Here is an 18,803-nt window from a genome sequence, read left to right as displayed (position 1 = left end):
AAATTTAAAAGGATTGATGAACATGACAAAATTAAAAGAAGAAGCGGTCCAATATATTAAAGTTAGTCATTCTTCTAAACAATATTACGATGTAACCCCTCAAGAGGCGAGAGCTCTACGCATGGTACCGAAATGGACTTCACCAAATTGTCCACAACTTGCGGCCATTGACAATAAAATAATAACAGTTCGAGATGGAGCACAAATTAATGTGCGCATTTATAGACCTATTTTAGATAAAACGCTTCCCGTCATTGTTTATTATCATGGCGGTGGTTGGGTATTCGGTAATTTAGACTCTACGGATGCAGGCTGTCAGCTATTAGCAGAAAAATCTCAAGCCATCGTTGTATCGGTCGATTATCGCCTGGCGCCAGAATTCCCATTCCCTACTCCACTCCATGATGCCTATGACGCCTTAACGTGGGTTTCCGAAAACATCGAAAATTTTGGTGGAGATGCAGCAAACCTCACAATAGCCGGTGATAGCGCAGGCGGAAACTTAGCAACAGTTGTCGCCTACTTGGCTGCTACATTAAATGGACCAGCTATTAAAACGCAGGTACTTATTTATCCAGTAGTCAATGTTGATTTTACAACGCCTTCTTATAATGCGTACGGCGAGCACTACGGCTTAGACAAACAAGGAATGCAGTGGTTTGCAGGTCATTATACGAATAAAGAAAACTATATGAATCCACTTGTGTCTCCTCTTCAGATTGAGGATCTAAGTGTTTTACCGAAAACGATTATTATTGCTGCAGAGGCAGATGTCCTTTACGATGAAGGACTTGCATACGCACAAAAACTTACGGATGCTGGAGTGATGGTTGAACATGTAAATATGACGGGATTAATCCATAGCTATTTCAGTAAAATGACTTTTTTCGAAGAAGCAACTATTGAAACGGCTGAAAAAATTGCTAATTTCGTGAAATAAGTTTGTCTAACCACATAAAATAATGCGATAATAGAGCAAAACGTTTTTTAAAGGATGACACCATGACACAAACGATTGCTTTACAAATTAACAAGCCCTATTCAGATCAATTAAAGAAAGGCTATCCTCTTATTTCAAAAGAGGCAGTTGATGCACGCCATCTTCCCAAAGAGGAAGGCGCTCTACTAAAACTTACTGATAATCATAACCGTTATATTGGCACTGGATACTATGGCTTACAAAACAAAGGTATTGGTTGGGTGCTAACAACCGATGCTAACGAAAATATAGATAAAGCCTTTTTTATGAAAAAATTTAAGAAGGCCATTCAAAATCGTGAAGCGTTTTTCAACGATCCTCACACAACAGCCTTCCGAATCTTTAATGGTGAAGGCGATGGCATTGGCGGTTTAACAATTGACTTTTTCGATTCTTACTTTATGGTTAGCTGGTATAGCGCCGGCATTTATTCATTTAAAGAAGAGGTTTATGAAGCACTTGCAGAAGTAGTTAGCTACAAAGCCATTTATGAGAAAAAACGTTTCGATACGAAAGGCCAGTATATGGAACAGGACGATTTCGTCATGGGAACACCTGGCGAATTTCCGATTATCGTAACGGAAAATAATATGAATTATGCTGTCAATTTAAACGATGGGGCCATGACAGGTATTTTCCTCGATCAACGAGAAGTGAGGCTTGCCATTCGTGAACGTTATGCAGACGGTAAAAATATGTTAAATACGTTCTCCTATACGGGGGCATTTTCTGTCGCAGCGGCACTTGGAGGAGCAGTGAAAACAACAAGTGTAGATGTAGCAAAGCGTAGTTTAGCCAAAACAATTGAGCAATTTAGCGTAAATAGCATTGACTACGAATCACAGGATATTAAAGTCATGGATGTCTTTAACTATTTTAAATATGCGCAGCGCCACAATTTAAAATTTGACCTTGTCGTTTTAGATCCACCAAGCTTTGCACGTACGAAGGAAAGAACGTTCTCAACTGCAAAAGACTACCCTAAATTACTCGTAGATACAATCGCCATTACAGAGAAAAACGGTATCATCGTTGCTTCTACGAACAATGCAAGCTTTGGGATGAAAAAGTTTAAAAGCTTTATAGACCAAGCATTTAAAGAGACTAAAACAGCCTATAAAATTATTGAAGAATACAGTTTACCAAAGGATTTCCGTGCCCCACGTGAATATCCAGAATTCAATTACTTAAAGGTTGTTTTTATAAAAAAACTTAACTAAATCAAACCAGACAGAATCCAACTTCCAGTGATTCTGTCTTTTTGTTTTGACACACTCTTTTATGTTATTGTTCAATATTTCCATTTAATATACAATGGTATCACATTATCTCTAAAATATGGGATGATATTATTATAATATTTCTTGAATATTAGTTGATTGGAGCGGAGATTGGCGCCCTCTTGGGGATTAGCGTCACAGACCGAGCTCCTCGGACGCCCCCAGGAAGATTTGCCCTGTGCGAAAGCGAAGCGGCAGCTACTAAGCGCCAGTCGGAACGGAAGTCAACCAGACGTTTTGGCGACAAAATATTGATAAACGGAGATGATTATATGGGTTATGTTCGTGAAAAGTTTATGATTACTACTGAAAGACTCACTCTTAGATTATTTCAAACATCGGATGCTGCCACAGTTGCGAAACTTTGCAATAATTATAATATTTATAAAAGCACCCTGTACCTCCCTTATCCATATAATTTACAAGATGCATTATCGTGGATAGAAAATCATCACGTTAATTTTATGAGAGATTTTTCGTACGAGTTTGCCATCACGAATAAGGAAACTGGCGAATTATACGGAGCAATTGCGTTATCGAACAATACAGATTTTAATCAAGGTGAAATAGCCTATTGGATTGGCGAGGAGTATTGGGGAAAAGGCTATGCCACGGAGGCAGCGCAGTCGATTGTACAATTTGCTTTTGAAGAAAAGAAAATGCATAAAGTATTTGCCCGATATTTTTCATCAAACCCCGCTTCAGGAAAAGTAATGGAGAAGATTGGCATGAAACAGGAAGGAATTTTAAAGGATCATCTCATTAAAGACGGTAAATATGAGGATTTAGTATATTATGGAATAATAAATGAATAGCTCAGTCTCAACAGACTTCATCCAGGCTGTCATTATTGACAGCTTTTTTCTTATGGAGCAAACGGTGCACGATAGCTAAATCTGTAGTCTAGAAAACATTGTGGAGAAACTACCGTTAGGAAAATACAGATTTACAACGTTAAGCCTATTTTCCTGACGGTACCCCTATTTAATTTATTCCCGTTCATCATATTTTTGAAATCTTATTCTATCCTTATTTGTTGGAATCCCATTAGTCACCTTTTCCCAAATGCCATTTTTAAATATCTCATATTGTTCAAAAGCACAAGGCAATCCTTTTGCAGTAGCTATGTCACTACTATCCATAAGTTGAAAATGCAAATGCGGAGCAAAGGAGTTTCCTGAATGACCAACTCTACCAATAATTTCACCTTTTCTAACACGCTGACCAACTGACACCTGAATGGATCCTGTTTGAAGATGGACTAATGCAGCATATACATCGTCGGCACATTCTATAATGATGTAGTTGCCAGCAACTGATTGTATGTCATCTTTCTTCAGGTCAAAATAATGGGCATTTTTATAAGCGTTCGACATATCTGAAAGCAACTTTGTTCGTGTTCGTTCTTCATAGCCATCCTCCACTTGGACAATGACCCCATCGCAAGGAGCATATACATCTTGCCCCCAACAATAATATTCATCTAAGGGAACCCCAAAAAGTAGATATTGCGCCAGACTAACGCGATAGGCGGGCCAGCCCTTTCTATCCCAATCCACTTGTACAAAGTCATAAGCATATCTTGCAGCTAATTTGTTTGTGCCGTGACTCGGAATTTTTGTCCCCGGAGTGTTTGGAGAAAGCCATTCTCCTCTCAAAGGAAACTCTACAATAATTGGCTCAAGCGCATCAATCATTTCATATCCCTCCTCCGTCGATACTTTTCCTTCATTATTGAAAATGACTAGTGCTACAAGGACAAGTCCCAGTAAGATACTGAAAAGTGCAGGCATACGTTTTTTTCGTGTTGAACGTACTTTTCTCACCCCATTATTCATTGCTTGACGTATAGAATACTTTTCTAAGTTCATCTAAATATCCATCGAGTTTTTCAACAACTAGTTCATAGTTCAAAGCAGGAGATTTTGAATTTCTCATATCATCTAATATTTCATTAGTAAATCCAATATTAGACCAAAGTATAAACTGCTTGCACTTTTCTATATCTAGCTCCTTTCTAAACTTAGCTTCATCTATTTCATCAAATAATTTTGGACAACAACTTGAATGTTCTTTACGTGTTCTATTTTCGAGTTGCTCATTAATCTCGTTGGAGTTAGTAGTTCGTGAAAGTTTATGAAACTCTAAAATCCAAGGGTACTTTTCCGATAATTTAATTTGCAAAAGATATGATTGACGCAATCTGTCAAAAATATCTTTTTCATCATAATTCATTACTTCAAAATATTCCTTTTTAATTAGTTCAGAAAAGTAATCATACACAACAAGAAAAAGCTCCTGCTTGCTACTTACATAGTGGAACATAAGGGCTTTAGAAATTCCGGCTTCTTTTGATATTACATTTGTCGAAGCGTTGTCATAGCCCTGTGATGAAAATTCTTTTAATGCTGCATTTAGAATTGCATTCCTTCTTTCAGAGTCTAAATCTAATAATTTCGTCAACTTCCTCACTCCTTTACCTACTAGGTCAATTTCATTGTAGAATTATTTACCTGAAAGGTCAACAGATATGTTAGTTGAACAAAAATTAAACAAATTTATGCTAAACGATTCAAAATGTGACGCTAACTTCAACCAGAGAGTTTGATAAACGTGAAGATTGGGTTTTACTTAAACGTCCGAAAATGATCCTTGCCTTTCTTAAAGGAACAGACCAGAAATATGCGAATGAAGCATATTATGAAAATCAGGATAGATAAAAATGTAAGTGCCCTGTTAAACTAAAGACAGGTTTTAAGATGAAAGATGAGATAAATGATAAAGAAAAATAGGGACACAGATTGTGAAAAAATGTATTTAATTAAACAGTGACGTAAATCGAAGAAGGATTAGCGCTTTTTTGTTGAAGTTACTAAAATATCATGTGCTTTAGTTCAATTACGATATTCAACAACACCATCGCAATCATAATTCTATTTGTATTTTGTTTCGATATTCAAAGTTTCCATTTCTTTCTACACTGGAATCCTCGCTAATTATATTTCAATTGCTTTCATTTTTATTTCATACGGATAACTTACTCCTGTTTCCATTTGTTAATGTCTATATTTTTTAAAGGCACAGTAATTCCAAACATAGTTTCTTCATCGAAATTAAGCTTGGATATATCTTGCCACTTAAAATCTCCTTGTTTATATTCACTTACCCCATCTTTATTCAATTTTTTAATTGCATCCTTTAGTGAGTTGATAAGTTTATTATCTTTAACTCTTTCATAACCTTTTAATGATAAGTTCGTGTTACCTGAAGAGCAACCACAGTCTTCTTTTTCTTTTGCACTCGCCAAGTTGTTTTCTGTTAAGTCTTGGAAAACCTTTGTGTTAATAGAATAGGGTTGTACCAACAACACAACTACAGCAATAAATAAAATAAGATATTTTAGTAACATTCCACCAACATCAGAGATTATAATTCCACTAATGAAGCCGGAACAAATAAGAATACCTATCTTCCCAACTGCAAATAACACAACAACTAACAGTACCAAGAAAATCTTCCAACCAATAAGGTATTTTTTAATTCTTTTACACCCCCTTACTAAAATATATTCCAACGGTATGTAAAATATTTAAATGATTATTTATAGATAAATACTATTACTAAAGTAAGCTAAGTACTACTAACTTCCTAACTCTTTTTTTGTAAAAGTGAATATAGTTGGTAGATATGCTTCCAGAATGTAACTAATATAATATAGTAGAACAAACATGTTAGATTAATACTTTTACGTCACTGTCTCTCCTCTATTTGTTCGATTAATACGCATTGCGTATATTTTTACGCTGAAATGGACTTATCTAAATGTAATAGCCTTTCTAATACGAATGGGTGCTTTAGTTGAAGAAGATGACCAAATCAGAAGCAACAATCTTTGAGAAAATAGACCTAAATAAAAAGATGGCCAAAGAAGTATTATCACCTCTTCAGCCACCAGTATTTCCCTTATAGATATTTCACAAACCAATCCCTAATATATTCTAATCTATTGATTCTTAACGTTGGTTTTCCGCTCCTTGATAGTTCGTGATTGGATTCTGGGAAGCGAACAAATTTTGTTTCTTTTTTACGATGTTTTAAGGCGATAAATAATTGCTCTGCCTGTTCAATCGGACAACGATAGTCTTTTTCGCTGTGTAAAATTAACAACGGCGTCTCCACATTGTCCACATATTTCAGTGGTGAATGATGCCATAACTTCTCTATATTGTCTAGTCCTGCTTGAATTTGCCAGTCATTGAAATAATAGCCGATGTCACTTACGCCGTAAAAGCTAATCCAGTTAGAAATGGAACGTTGCGTAACTGCTGCTTTAAAGCGATTTGTATGTCCGACAATCCAGTTTGTCATAAAGCCCCCATAGCTCCCACCAGTAACACCGAGACGCTCTTGGTCGATAAAATCATACTGCTCACATGCATAGTCAACCGCGGCCATTAGATCATTAAAATCATTACCGCCATAATCACCACGAACTGCATCCACAAATTTTTGACCATATCCATGACTTCCACGTGGATTCGTATAGAGAACCGCAAAACCTTGTGCAGCAAGGATTTGGAATTCGTTAAAATAGGAGTTGGCATACATGGCATGCGGACCACCGTGGATTTCAAGAATAAGTGGATATTTTTCCCCTTCTTCATAGCCAATCGGCTTCATCATCCAGCCGCTAACTTTCCAGCCATCTGCTCCTTCATATTCAATTGCTTCTGGAACAGATAATGCTCTCGTCTTTAAAAATTCTTCATTAACTCTAGTCAACTGTTCCTTTTCACCTGTCGTTAAATTTACGTAAAAAAGATCGCCAGGATTTGTCGTATTGCTGATGGCAGCTACCGCTTTATCATTTTTAGAATCAAGCGAAAAACCATAAACATACTGATCATCATGAATAGCTGGATATAATTCGCCAGATAAATTGCCAAAATACATTACTGTATTTCCACGATCGGTTACTTGGAAATAAAAACTTTTATTATCCTCCAACCATTGAACAGACGGAGCAACAATCCCCTGAAGGAAATCTCCCACAACAAAATCACCAACCGGCGCGTCAAACTCACTCGTTACACATGTCTTATTGTTATTTTCCAAATCATAAATCCATAGCTTTGTATGTGTTGCATTTTCAAACTCTCTTTCACTTCCAACATAAGCTATAAAGCGGCTATTCGGAGACCATGAAGTTTGGTAGAACACCCCTGTCCCTTCTGTTAGCTTACGACCATGTTTCGTTTCTAAATCCAATAAGTAAATATCATTTATGAATGAAAAGTCGAGATCCTCTGTTAAGTCAGCCATGTAAGAAAGATATTTACCGTTCGGTGACCATGTACCAAGCTGCAAATTATGTTTTCCTTCCGTTACTAGCTCTAACTCACCTGTTTTAAGATGAACTATTGCAATTTGAGCAAATTGCTCCATATCCATAAAACCAGCTGCATCTGATTTATGTTTCATCTTATCTATTTCAAGTGGTTTTAGTTCTTTGTCTTCTTTTTGATCCTTTTCAGGTTGATCATTAATATTTTCACCTTTACCAAGCTTGACAGAGAAGGCTATTTTCTCTCCACAAGGAGACCAAGTAGGCGATGTCGCACCATTTTTACAATTTGTAACTTGTTTCGCTTCCCCACCTGCTTTTGAAAGAACGAAAATTTGTGGCTTGCCATTTCTCGTTGACACAAACGCGATTTTACTGCCATCAGGAGACCAAACAGGTGAATTCGTTTTATGATCTCCAAATGTCCATTGTTGTGGCTTTTTGTCATGTAAGTTTATGTAGAATAAATTAGACACGTAATCCTTTTTCTTCTTGTCAATATGCGTCTCAACATACACAACTTCTGTTCCGTCAGGTGATACTTGTGGATCTGCCACTGATTTTAATTGATATAGATCTTCTGGTTGAATCCCTTGTTTCGATGTCATATTTAAAATCCCCTTTGTGTTGAAATTTCATTACATACTAAACTATTTCGATACCCTAAGTATTATTCCTTCTTTTAAAGAGAAATTGTTTTTTTATCTAAGGTAGGGATTTAAACATCTAAAAATACCTTTGCCACTCTGCAATAATTACGAAGAGCTATGGATATATACGCAACATGCAATGCTCAACGCTTGCACCCATCCACTTTCCTAAGTATTTTCCAGTCCAATTCTGTTACAATATTGATAAATGAATTCATAGAAACGAGGATTTTTTATGCATGTAACAATTGGAGTACTCGCTCACGTGGATGCAGGAAAAACAACATTTTCTGAGCAGTTACTATTTCATACAAACAGTATTCAAGCTCGTGGACGAGTAGATCACCAGGACACATTTCTAGATAATCATGAGCTGGAGCGTCAGCGAGGTATTACGATTTTTGCGGAGCAAGGTCGCATGACGCTTGGGGATGATACATATACGTTAATCGATACACCCGGGCACGTCGATTTCTCTCCAGAGATGGAGCGGGCCATTCGGGTTATGGATTATGCCATTATTATTGTTAGTGCGGTTGAAGGACTACAAGGTCATACAGAAACAGTGTGGCAACTTTTACGCCAATATCACGTCCCAACCTTCTTCTTTATCAACAAAATTGACCGTGAAGGGGCAGACGTTGAAGCCGTTCTAACACAGCTTCAACAGTATTGCTCTACGGACGTACTATTCGTAGATGAACCGCTCCGTTCTGATTATGTATCAAATGCCATGATGGAGTGGCTTGCTGAACGTGATGAGCAGCTTCTCGATGCATTTCTTAATGATACATTGGAAAGCTCTAGCTGCATGGCTCATATTCAAACGTTGATTAAACAGGAAAAGGCATTTTTGTGCTTTTCTGGCTCAGCCTTAAAAGATATTGGGATAAAGGAATTTATTTCACAGCTCCCCCTACTTACAGAGACACATTTTAATAACGAGGTGCCGTTTCAAGGCGAGGTGTTTAAAATTCGCCATGATGGGCATCAACGCTTAACGTTTATCAAGGCTTTACAAGGTACGTTGCATGTGCGTGATGAGTTTTCTTTTGGTGATGTGACTGAAAAAGTGACGGAGATTCGACTATACAATGGCAGTCGTTATGAAACAGCCCAAGAGGTCAAAGCTGGAGAAATTTTTGCAGTAAAAGGGATTAGCGAAGCAAACATCGGCGATATCATTGGTCATTCAAGGAACCCACAACCCTATGAGTTAGTACCGACTTTACAGGCAAAAGTACAGTATGAAGGCGATCAGCATATAAAGGAAGTTTTAAAAATTTTCCGCACACTTGAAGCAGAAGAACCCTCGTTACGTGTGCTTTGGCATGAAAAATTCCAAGAAATTCATGTGCATATTATGGGTGTTATTCAACTCGAAGTGCTTATCGAAGTGCTTCGTGAGCGCTTCTCGCTAGACATTTCATTTAGCGAACCACAGATTTTATATTTGGAAACGATTGCTACAACCGTGACAGGCTATGGTCATTTTGAGCCATTAAAGCATTATGCGGAAGTACATTTATTAATGGAGCCAAATACACGAGGTACCGGCAACACATTTGTCAATGCCTGTCACGCGGATGATTTATCGGTTGGGCATCAACGACTCATTGAAAAACATCTATTCGAGCGCGAACATCATGGGCTGTTAACCGGATTCCCCGTGACAGATATTCGCTTTACGCTCTTAACAGGTCGCGCACATATAAAACATACTGAAGGCGGCGATTTCCGCGAGGCAACAGTTCGTGCATTACGGCAAGGTCTAGAGCAAGCAGAAAATGTATTACTAGAGCCGTATTACCGCTTCAAGCTTAAAGCCCCTAGCGATTTTATCGGTCGCATGATGACCGATATACAGCAAGCTGCCGGTACATTTGACGCCCCAAACTTAACAGAAAATGAAGCAATTTTAACCGGTCGCGCGCCTGTCGCAACATTTATGAGCTACAGTACAACCTTTGCCGCCTACACCAATGGTAAAGGCGTCCTTTCTCTACAATTTGATGGCTATGATGTGTGCCACAATACAGAAGCCATTATTGCAAAAATTGGCTACGATAAGAATGCCGATCCTGAGTACACATCATCGAGTATTTTTTGCGCAAAAGGCAAGGGCTACGCCGTTCCATGGGATCAAGCTGAGGCCGCTATGCATTGTATTGACCAAACTCATAAAAACAGGACTTGATTCGTTAGATCAATGTCCTGTTTTCCGGGGTATCTCTTGCTTCGCGGGTATTCTCTTCCTTTTCGCGGGTATTTGCCCTGCTTCCGCGGGTATTCACTTTGATTCCGCGGATATCTCTTGCTTCGCGGATATTTGCTCTGATTCCGCGGGTATTCTACTCCCTTTCGCGGGTATTCACTCTGATTCCGCGGGTATTTCTTCCTTCGTGGATGTTCACTTTGCTTCCGCAGATATCTTGCTTCGCGGGTATTTGCCCTGCTTCCGCGGGTATTCTACTCCCTTTCGCGGGTATTCGCTCTGCTTCCGCGGGTATTCTACTCCCTTTCGCGGGTATTCACTCTGACTCCGCGGGTATTCACTCTGACTCCGCGGGTATTTCTTCCTTCGCGGATGTTCACTTTGCTTCCGTAGATATCTCTTGCTTCGCGGGTGTTCGCTCTGCTTCCGCGGGTATTCTACTCCCTTTCGCGGGTATTCATCTGATTCCGCAGGTATCTCTTCCTTCGCGAATGTTCACTCTGATTCCGCGGGTATCTCTTGCTTCGCGGGTATTCTCTTCCTTTTCGCGGGTATTTGCCCTGCTTCCGCGGGTATTCTACTCCCTTTCGCGGGTATTCACTTTGATTCCGCGGATATCTCTTGCTTCGCGGGTATTTGCCCTGCTTTCGCGGGTATCCACTCTTATCCCGTGGGTATCTCTCCTTCGCGGATGTTCACTCTGATTCCGCGGATATCTCTTGCTTCGCGGGTATTCGCTCTGATTCCGCGGGTATTCATATTCAACCCACGAAATTATAGGAAGGCTCCACGACAGCGTAGCTATGAGGATTTGAGAAATCCATTAAAACCTTGCCAGGTCGACTTTTTAAAAGCTGTAAATTATCAATTAACTCTAGTAATTGTTGATGTCCATTACCGCGTGGGTGCCAGTTTAAATGATATTCATTTAGTTCCTTCACTGCTTCTAAGAACTGTTGATATTCTCGCTCTACAAAATGAATCAGTTGTTTGTCTTTATGAGCTACCTGTGATAAATCCTCTAAATATATTTCATAGAAGCGCATCACTATTGAGCACAATAAATCATTGACACGAGCAGCACTTAATATTGGCTTAGGGACTTGTGAGAGTCGCTCTAAATTTGGTTTTGCACGAGTTGAATCAATGCGTGTAATTAGATGATAATGTTCACCATTTACCTCATACACAATGGGATTGGTCGGCATGTACATCATAAAACCGTTAGTTTTTGTTTTCAGCTGATCTGTACTATTCGCCTTTGCCAAAAGGTGCCCGTTAAAACTGTCATTTTGGATCCAAATAATATCTTTATTATATAAAATTTGCTCAAATAATCGTTCATTGCTTATAAGATTGCTAGCTATCAATTGATCGACAAGCGATTCTACTACCTTTCTTGTTGCCGCTTTTTTAGTAACTTCGGTGCGTGGCTGCTTACAAATTTTCATATCTAAAGATTGTGATTCCTGTGCTGTGCATACATGAATATTCGTCATCTTGGCATCCTCTTTTCGTACATATTTTCAAAACGGAATTCATCAGTAAAAAAAGGATTTCCTATTGTACGAGGAAATCCTTCATTCTATCTTTTTCGTTCATCATATACTGTCAAACAATGCCCAAATCCGGAAGAACTAGCTTGATAGCAAATCCATTTTTTGATTTGGGACGTTCGACGTACAGTGACGAACAGAGTATTCTGTTTAGTCAACATGCCACCTCCTATTCCTCGTAGGGTTATGGTGTGTACTCATAATAGGCAGGTATCCTGACTTATGGTCATCACTACTTTTCTCCTTCCCGTCGTTAAACAGTGGTCTATGAAAAGTCGCTCACATTTACAGTTGCGGGACAGTGTCGGATTTGCACCGACTTCCCTTTTAAGTAAATTGCACGCAATTTACACCTATTACTCCACGCTATTTAGTTGTAAAAGGAATCTAGTAAATTCTACATTCCTTATTGAATATTAAATTAATTGTAAATGAGTGTATTTCCAAAGTCAAATAACACAATAAATTCCAGTTTCTTAATCTTTTTCTTCTATTTTCTGCTTTCCCATAATGCGTTTTATAAAATTGTTATTTATAGTTTTCAAGGTAATCCCCTTTTTCAAAAATTTCTTTTGAACTTAGGGCAGTCCATTCCTCTGGTGTTAAAGTTGGGTTCAAATCAAGAAAGGATTTAACCAATTTATAGCCCACACCGTAACCATATTGACTAGGAAGGCCATTACCTCCCGAAATAATTTCGTAAGATCGATTCACGTCAGACTTTCCGAGATCTAATGCAATTTTCGACCAATCATCTTTGGTGTATGTTGTATATATTGGAGCAAAATAAATGTCAGGATAAACTAACTTATCAAACATAATCGCCTTTCCTTCAAATATTAGGTTATCCAAAACTGTAACAGGTACATCTTTACGTGCGTACTTCTCAGTCCAAACACTATGATGATATTCGTGAGCTATACTAGACCTTAAATCATTTTCGGTATAATATTTATTGTAAAAGACTATTATTTTTCCTGCCCCCACAGTAACCATATTTGCATTTGCATCTGCAACAGGAAAAACACATACTGTTGTTTCATTTCCGGATGCAATAAGGTCAGAAGATTTCAAAAGAGCTTCTTTAAGAATATTTTCTGTTTTTTCCCTATCAATGTTTTCACTTAAATTTTGATTTTCTGTTAAGCTATCAGGATCTATATTTAGAACTGGATCAGCCATATGAAGATATTCACCATTCTCAAAACAATCACTATATATTGGTTTAATTACTTCTTCATTATAAATTTCCAATCGTGATTGTTTGGGATTACTTTCAACCTTATCTTCATAGTTATTGTAAAGTTTATAGGCATTTACTATTTTAAACTTTTGCTTCGTTTGAGGGTGCTCGAATGATGTAACTATACTTTCAATATCTTGTTTTCATCGGGAACGATACGTTTATTTTTCGAGTTTTCTGTCTGTGTACAAGAAGCAAGTGTTAGAGATGAAATCATTAGAAAAAATACTGCAACTATTTTCAGATAATTTTTCAAGGAAAATCCACCCTTCTCAAAATGGAATTTTTTACTTTTTTACTATTAAATATATTTTATCATATTATTTTCTTATTATTTCGAATTTCCTCGCTTGTTTTTTCCAAAAAAAAAAAGTTTTGTAAGTTCCATGAAATCTTCTAAAAAATCTAGCAAACTTTAATAACACAAAAAAGATACTTTCGTTTAGATTTTAATATCCTAAGAAAGTATCAGATTGCCCAGAAAATCTTATGACAATTTCGGCGCTTTTCGTAATTTAGTTGCTTGCTCAAATGAAAATGCGAGTTTTATGAGTACATCCTCACTAAATGCAGTGCCTGCGAAAGTTATACCAAACGGTCTCCCATTTTCCATATACCCTGCTGGTACGGCAATTGACGGATATCCAGCTTTCGCGCTAATTGTCGAGCCAATATATGATGGAAAGACAATCGCATCTAAATCATATTTTTTTAATGTATAGTCGATTCCTTGTTCTTGAGAAAAATACAAATCCTCTAGCTTTGCATTTAGATAGTCAGGATCTCTTAACGTGTTCGCTAAATTCTCTTTCGATTCCAATTTATCCTGCCCATACTTTAATGACTTTTCTTCCGAGAGTTTATTAAATTGAATTAATTCAGAAATAGAATGTACAGGCATATGGGAAGGTAGATTTATAAGGAAATTATTTAAACTATGCTTGAATTCATATTGCGGTACTCCCCACTTCCAGTCCCTATGGAAAGAAGGAATATCGATGTCTTCAATAATGACGGCTCCTTGCTCTTTTAAAGCTTGAATGGCCTTCTTAAAAAGGGTTTCGTCATATTCCTTTGAATCATAATAAGTTTTGGAGGCATTCGTATAAACACCGATTCTAGCACCCTTTAATCCTATATCATCTAAAAAGATTGAGTAGTCTTGATGTATCTTACTTTCACATTTATATGTAGCTACGTCGGCTTTATCTACTCCTGTTAATACGCCCAATAAAATAGCAGCATCGGTAACCGTTCTTGCCATTGGTCCTGCTGTGTCTTGAGAGTATGTAAAAGGTATAATTCCTCGTCGGCTAATTAACCCAACAGTCGGTTTTATGCCGACTACTGAATTTGTAATAGCAGGACTTAAAATCGAGGCATCTGTCTCCGTTCCAATTGATAGAACAGCAAAATTCGATGCCACTGCTACCGCCGACCCCGAGCTGGATCCTCCAACAAAAAGTTCTGAATCTCCATAAGGATTAAGCGTTTGTCCACCTCGAGAACTATAACCTGCCCACATTGTACTCGACATACCGTTTGCTAATTCAGTCATATTTGCTTTCCCTAAAATAACAGCCCCCGCTTCACGGAGCTTTTTTACTAGAAATGCATCCTGCCCAGCTACATAGTTTTCTAAAGCTATTGCTCCTGCACTAGTATGCATAAAATCTTTCGTTTCGATATTGTCTTTTAAAACAACCGGAATTCCGTGTAGAGGTCCCCTAGCCCCTTTTGACACTCTTTCCTCATCTAAAGCTTCAGCAATAAATATCGCTTCAGGATTAATTTCAAGCATTGAATTAATTTTCCGTCCACTTTGGTCATGCTTAGCAATTCTGTGTAAATAATACATCGTTAATTCCTTTGATGTGATCTCACCATGTTCCATAGCTACTTGAATATCAATTACTGACAATTCTTCTCTAAAAAAGCTATTAAACTTTATCCCCATTTAGATCTGCCCCCTCTTTCAAGATTATACCAATAAAATTAATTAATACCTAAAGCTATTTTCAGCTTTTAGTGTTTTCAAATTTCTCTGCCCCTTACATATAAATCTAAAGGCTTTATTTCCTGCATTTAACCTGGTAATTAAAATTGTCACACACCCTCCAATTAATTACCAAATAATTATCTACTGTGCTACACTCTCTTTACAGATAAAATTTTTAGTTAGTTTTGAAAGGCTGGGATAGAGATCAAATGAAGATTCTTAGGGGCATTTGGGGTGTCTTAATGTGCATATATGGCGTGTCTTTATATATCAAATATTTTCAAAAAGTCAGTGAAGGATGGAATATAACCCTTCATGTTTTATCAGGGAGTTTATGCATTATAGGAATAATATTAATTGTTCAAGCAATAAGAATACATAAATAACTTGGAGCTACTAAACCGATTTTTTCGGCTTATTATAAAGCATAGCAGCTTTAAAAAAGCTATGTTGCAGATAATCTATCCTCTGCAACATAGCTTTTTTATATTTATAACACCTTATTACCCACTAAACCTTTGTGTAAGCTTTTGTAAATTTTCAGCTTGTTGGCATAAGTCTTGTGACACCACCATGTTGACCGCTTGCATGGAAGCACTTTGCTCATCGACCGACTGAAGGACGACCTCTGTGTGATTAGACAAATTATCCATTCCATGTGCGATTGTCGATACTAATTTTGTCACCTCATTCGCGCTACTAGAAAGCTCTTCAGCTGTTGCGGAAATATCCTCGAGCTGGTTCGTCATTTTGCTAACATGCTGAGAGATCGTACCAAATGACTTTGTGGCCTCATCAATGACATAGACGCCCTGTTGAACGTTTTTCAAGTCCTCTTCGACAGAAGTAGCTACTTGTTTTGTATCGCTTTCAATACCAACTACAAGCTCGACAATTTGAATAGCCGAATGCTTGGATTGCTCTGCCAATTGTCGAACTTCTTCTGCTACTACCGCAAAGCCTTTCCCATGCTCTCCCGCACGCGCTGCTTCTATTGCTGCATTTAATGCTAGCAAATTTGTTTGATCTGTAATCGCCGTAATCATGTCTGTCATAGATTTGATATCTGTCATTTTGCCAGATAATTGCTGCATTAATTCACTAGTTTTTTCAGTAGATGTTGAAATAAACTCCATTTGATTTTTAGCTACGTGTAATATTTCCGCGCCGTTGCCTGCGATGTCATTTGCCTCTTTTGCATGATCAAATACATCTTGCGTTGCCACGGTAATACGTTCAATGCCATCAGCAGTTTCTTGCATAGCCATGGCACTATCATTTGCAGACTGCGCTGCTTTCTTAAGACCCTCCGTCGTTTTCTCCATCTGTGCATCAACTTCGTTTACTGCATCTGTAATTTCATTTGTACTTGCTGATAACTCCTCTATGCTCGCAGATAGATCTGTTGAACTACTTGCAATTTTTTGTGTCATCATATGTAATTGTTCCTTCATTTCTATAAACGCTTTAGCTAGCTCCGAAATTTCATCATTGGAATTTATCTCAATAGAAGAAGTTTGCATATCCCCCTCAGCTATAGCTTGAGCAGATGCAGCTAATTGTTTAATGGGCTTAATAATTTTATATTTTATGTAGAAAATACACGATAATGTCATTGTGATTCCTATTACTGTTAATAAAGTAGATAGCCATTCTAATGACGTTACATTTGCTAGGTCAATGATTAAAATGACACCCATGAGAACATTTAAAGTAGAAAAGCAAATGATACTTTTTTTTCGTAAACTCATACTAAATTCCCCCAACTATAATATTATTCCGACGTAGTTATTATAGTTTAAAAATCCTAAAATTCATAGAAAAAAGACCAACTTTTGTAATGATAAAGAAATGCGAAAGAACTTTTCTTTACAGAAAGTGCTTCTGTATAATTGACTTCAGTTCCAACTAGCTACTTTCTTCAAGGTGTTTGGAAAAATCGGCACTACATATTTTCAAACAAATATAAAAGCACCTTGCCTTAGACAAAGTGCTTTCATGACAAATTATTTTAATTTCATAATACTTGATCCTGCGATACCTGGATGCGTCATTTCATATGGATCTAAAATTAAATCTAATTGCTCCTTCGTAAGTACACCCTCTTCAAGGCAAAGCTCACGAATTGAACGACCAGATAGGATTGCTTCACGTGCAATTCTGGCAGCGATTTCATAACCGATATGTGGGTTTACTGCAGTTAGTACACCAACGCTTTTTTCCACATATTCTTTCATGCGGTCTTCATTTGCTTCAATATCCTTCAAGCAGTTTTGTGTAAATGCTCGGAACACGTTGTTCATAATACTAATAGATTGAATTAAGTTAAAGACAAGCACAGGCTCCATTACGTTTAATTCTAATTGTCCTGCTTCAGATGCTAAAGAAATCGTATGGTCATTACCGATTACTTGGAAGGCAACTTGGTTCAGAACCTCTGGCATAACAGGATTCACTTTCCCTGGCATAATAGAAGATCCAGGTTGGCGAGCTGGTAAAATGATTTCCCCTAATCCAGCACGTGGACCAGATGCCATTAAACGAAGGTCGTTAGCGATTTTCGACATATTAATCATACAGATTTTTAATGCGCCTGAAACTTCTGTGTAGGCATCCGTATTTTGTGTTGCATCCACTAAATGTGTAGCGCCTTTAAGCGGTAACCCTGAGATTTCAGCAAGATGTATATCAACTGATTGAATATAGTCAGGGAATGCATTTAAGCCTGTACCGACAGCTGTTGCTCCCATGTTTACATCATATAAATTTGGGCGAGTTTGGCGAATGCGCGCAATATCACGAGTGATTACACGGCAATATGCTTCAAATTCTTGCCCTAATCGAATCGGCACAGCATCTTGTAAATGCGTACGACCCATTTTAATGACATGGGCAAATTGCTCCGCTTTTTGGTGGAACACTGCTTGCATGTTTTCCATTGTAAGAAGAAGTTCATCTATCAAATTCAAAACAGCAATATGAATAGCTGTTGGGAAAGCATCATTTGTTGATTGTGACATATTCACATGGCTGTTAGGGCTAATTGTTTTATAGTCCCCTTTTTCTTTGCCTAAAATCTCTAAGGCACGGTTCGCGATCACTTCGTTGGCATTCATATTAATAGATGTGCCAGCACCGCCTTGAATTGGGTCGACGATAAATTCAGCATCCCACTCGCCATCAATAACTTCTTGTGCAGCCTCGACAATTGCATCTCCGATTTCTTTTGAAAGTAGGTGTACTTCTATATTACTCATCGCAGCTGCTTTTTTAACAATCCCCATTGCTTTAATAAGAGCAGAGTGAATTGTGTACCCTGTAATCGGGAAGTTTTCAGTCGCACGAAGCGTTTGAATCCCATAATAAGCATTGCTTGGTAATGAACGTTCACCTAAAAAGTCTTTTTCTATACGTTGTGTGGACATAATTGTCGTCTCCTTTTATGTAATCCTCACACTTGATAGTAGCTAATTAATGTCGTATTGTAAACAGTCAATTGTCTGTAAAAAGAAAAATAATCAATTTTCGTCTTTGTGG

General features: G+C 37.7%; 12 protein-coding genes, 2 pseudogenes and 1 riboswitch. Of the genes and pseudogenes, 5 read left to right on the top strand and 9 right to left on the bottom strand.

The window, feature by feature from the left end:
* Window positions 1–22: 22 nt before the first annotated feature.
* The 3 genes from MOK21_RS03130 (at window position 23) to MOK21_RS03120 (ending at window position 3,074) form a co-directional block, all read left to right on the top strand.
* A complete protein-coding gene (locus MOK21_RS03130; RefSeq protein WP_249072517.1) occupies window positions 23–940 on the top strand; it encodes an alpha/beta hydrolase in 918 nt (305 codons plus the stop codon).
* 62 nt (window positions 941–1,002) lie between these two features.
* Window positions 1,003–2,199 carry a class I SAM-dependent rRNA methyltransferase gene (locus MOK21_RS03125; RefSeq protein WP_249072516.1) on the top strand — a complete coding sequence of 399 codons (1,197 nt, stop codon included), beginning with the start codon at window positions 1,003–1,005 and terminating at the stop codon, window positions 2,197–2,199.
* 332 nt (window positions 2,200–2,531) lie between these two features.
* Complete coding sequence (locus MOK21_RS03120; RefSeq protein ID WP_249072515.1) at window positions 2,532–3,074, top strand: GNAT family N-acetyltransferase; 543 nt, start codon at window positions 2,532–2,534, stop codon at window positions 3,072–3,074.
* A gap of 174 nt (window positions 3,075–3,248) precedes the next feature.
* On the opposite strand, the gene MOK21_RS03115 is transcribed toward MOK21_RS03120, so the two are convergent.
* The gene (locus MOK21_RS03115) at window positions 3,249–4,130 is read right to left on the bottom strand and encodes a M23 family metallopeptidase (protein WP_249072514.1); all 882 of its coding nucleotides are present in this window, start codon (window positions 4,128–4,130) and stop codon (window positions 3,249–3,251) included.
* Window positions 4,090–4,722, bottom strand: coding sequence for a TetR/AcrR family transcriptional regulator (locus MOK21_RS03110; RefSeq protein WP_249072513.1), 633 nt, complete (start codon window positions 4,720–4,722; stop codon window positions 4,090–4,092). Before MOK21_RS03110 ends, MOK21_RS03115 begins: the two co-directional genes overlap by 41 nt.
* A gap of 104 nt (window positions 4,723–4,826) precedes the next feature.
* On the opposite strand from MOK21_RS03110, the pseudogene MOK21_RS03105 reads away from it, so the two are divergent.
* Window positions 4,827–4,979 (top strand): annotated as a pseudogene (locus tag MOK21_RS03105) (glycosyl transferase family 2); the annotation flags it as partial.
* 317 nt (window positions 4,980–5,296) lie between these two features.
* Here MOK21_RS03105 and MOK21_RS03100 read toward each other — a convergent pair.
* Window positions 5,297–5,767, bottom strand: coding sequence for a hypothetical protein (locus tag MOK21_RS03100; RefSeq protein ID WP_249072512.1), 471 nt, complete (start codon window positions 5,765–5,767; stop codon window positions 5,297–5,299).
* Between the two features lie 455 nt (window positions 5,768–6,222).
* Window positions 6,223–8,211 carry a S9 family peptidase gene (locus MOK21_RS03095; RefSeq protein ID WP_249072511.1) on the bottom strand — a complete coding sequence of 663 codons (1,989 nt, stop codon included), beginning with the start codon at window positions 8,209–8,211 and terminating at the stop codon, window positions 6,223–6,225.
* A 277-nt stretch (window positions 8,212–8,488) separates the two neighbouring features.
* Between MOK21_RS03095 and MOK21_RS03090 the strand changes: the two genes are divergently transcribed.
* Window positions 8,489–10,450: an elongation factor G gene (locus MOK21_RS03090; RefSeq protein ID WP_249072510.1), complete on the top strand. Its 1,962-nt coding sequence runs from the start codon at window positions 8,489–8,491 to the stop codon at window positions 10,448–10,450.
* A 779-nt stretch (window positions 10,451–11,229) separates the two neighbouring features.
* On the opposite strand, the gene MOK21_RS03085 is transcribed toward MOK21_RS03090, so the two are convergent.
* From MOK21_RS03085 to aspA, 5 genes and pseudogenes are all read right to left on the bottom strand, one after another.
* On the bottom strand, window positions 11,230–11,967 hold the full coding sequence (locus tag MOK21_RS03085; protein ID WP_249072509.1) for a hypothetical protein: 738 nt from the start codon (window positions 11,965–11,967) through the stop codon (window positions 11,230–11,232).
* Between the two features lie 245 nt (window positions 11,968–12,212).
* A riboswitch (cobalamin riboswitch) is annotated at window positions 12,213–12,396 on the bottom strand.
* A gap of 156 nt (window positions 12,397–12,552) precedes the next feature.
* A pseudogene (locus MOK21_RS03080) lies at window positions 12,553–13,523 on the bottom strand (DUF2268 domain-containing putative Zn-dependent protease).
* Window positions 13,524–13,754: 231 nt separating this feature from the next.
* Window positions 13,755–15,224: an amidase family protein gene (locus MOK21_RS03075; protein ID WP_249072507.1), complete on the bottom strand. Its 1,470-nt coding sequence runs from the start codon at window positions 15,222–15,224 to the stop codon at window positions 13,755–13,757.
* Window positions 15,225–15,769: 545 nt separating this feature from the next.
* Window positions 15,770–17,017: a methyl-accepting chemotaxis protein gene (locus MOK21_RS03070; RefSeq protein WP_249072506.1), complete on the bottom strand. Its 1,248-nt coding sequence runs from the start codon at window positions 17,015–17,017 to the stop codon at window positions 15,770–15,772.
* Between the two features lie 255 nt (window positions 17,018–17,272).
* Window positions 17,273–18,691, bottom strand: coding sequence for an aspartate ammonia-lyase (aspA, locus tag MOK21_RS03065; protein WP_249072505.1), 1,419 nt, complete (start codon window positions 18,689–18,691; stop codon window positions 17,273–17,275).
* Between the last annotated feature and the right edge of the window lie 112 nt (window positions 18,692–18,803).

Source organism: Lysinibacillus sp. BPa_S21, assembly GCF_023337795.1.
Classification (GTDB): Bacteria; Bacillota; Bacilli; order Bacillales_A; family Planococcaceae; genus Lysinibacillus.
This window is presented reverse-complemented; position numbering and strand designations above follow the sequence as displayed.

What these genes read in the sequence shown, in the direction of transcription:
- MOK21_RS03095 (WP_249072511.1), bottom strand. Translation starts at nt 8,211, where the DNA reads ATGACATCGAAACAAGGGATTCAACCAGAAGATCTATATCAATTAAAA.
- aspA (WP_249072505.1), bottom strand. Translation starts at nt 18,691, where the DNA reads ATGTCCACACAACGTATAGAAAAAGACTTTTTAGGTGAACGTTCATTA.
- MOK21_RS03125 (WP_249072516.1), top strand. Translation starts at nt 1,003, where the DNA reads ATGACACAAACGATTGCTTTACAAATTAACAAGCCCTATTCAGATCAA.
- MOK21_RS03115 (WP_249072514.1), bottom strand. Translation starts at nt 4,130, where the DNA reads ATGAACTTAGAAAAGTATTCTATACGTCAAGCAATGAATAATGGGGTG.
- MOK21_RS03085 (WP_249072509.1), bottom strand. Translation starts at nt 11,967, where the DNA reads ATGACGAATATTCATGTATGCACAGCACAGGAATCACAATCTTTAGAT.
- MOK21_RS03120 (WP_249072515.1), top strand. Translation starts at nt 2,532, where the DNA reads ATGGGTTATGTTCGTGAAAAGTTTATGATTACTACTGAAAGACTCACT.
- MOK21_RS03070 (WP_249072506.1), bottom strand. Translation starts at nt 17,017, where the DNA reads ATGAGTTTACGAAAAAAAAGTATCATTTGCTTTTCTACTTTAAATGTT.
- MOK21_RS03075 (WP_249072507.1), bottom strand. Translation starts at nt 15,224, where the DNA reads ATGGGGATAAAGTTTAATAGCTTTTTTAGAGAAGAATTGTCAGTAATT.
- MOK21_RS03090 (WP_249072510.1), top strand. Translation starts at nt 8,489, where the DNA reads ATGCATGTAACAATTGGAGTACTCGCTCACGTGGATGCAGGAAAAACA.
- MOK21_RS03130 (WP_249072517.1), top strand. Translation starts at nt 23, where the DNA reads ATGACAAAATTAAAAGAAGAAGCGGTCCAATATATTAAAGTTAGTCAT.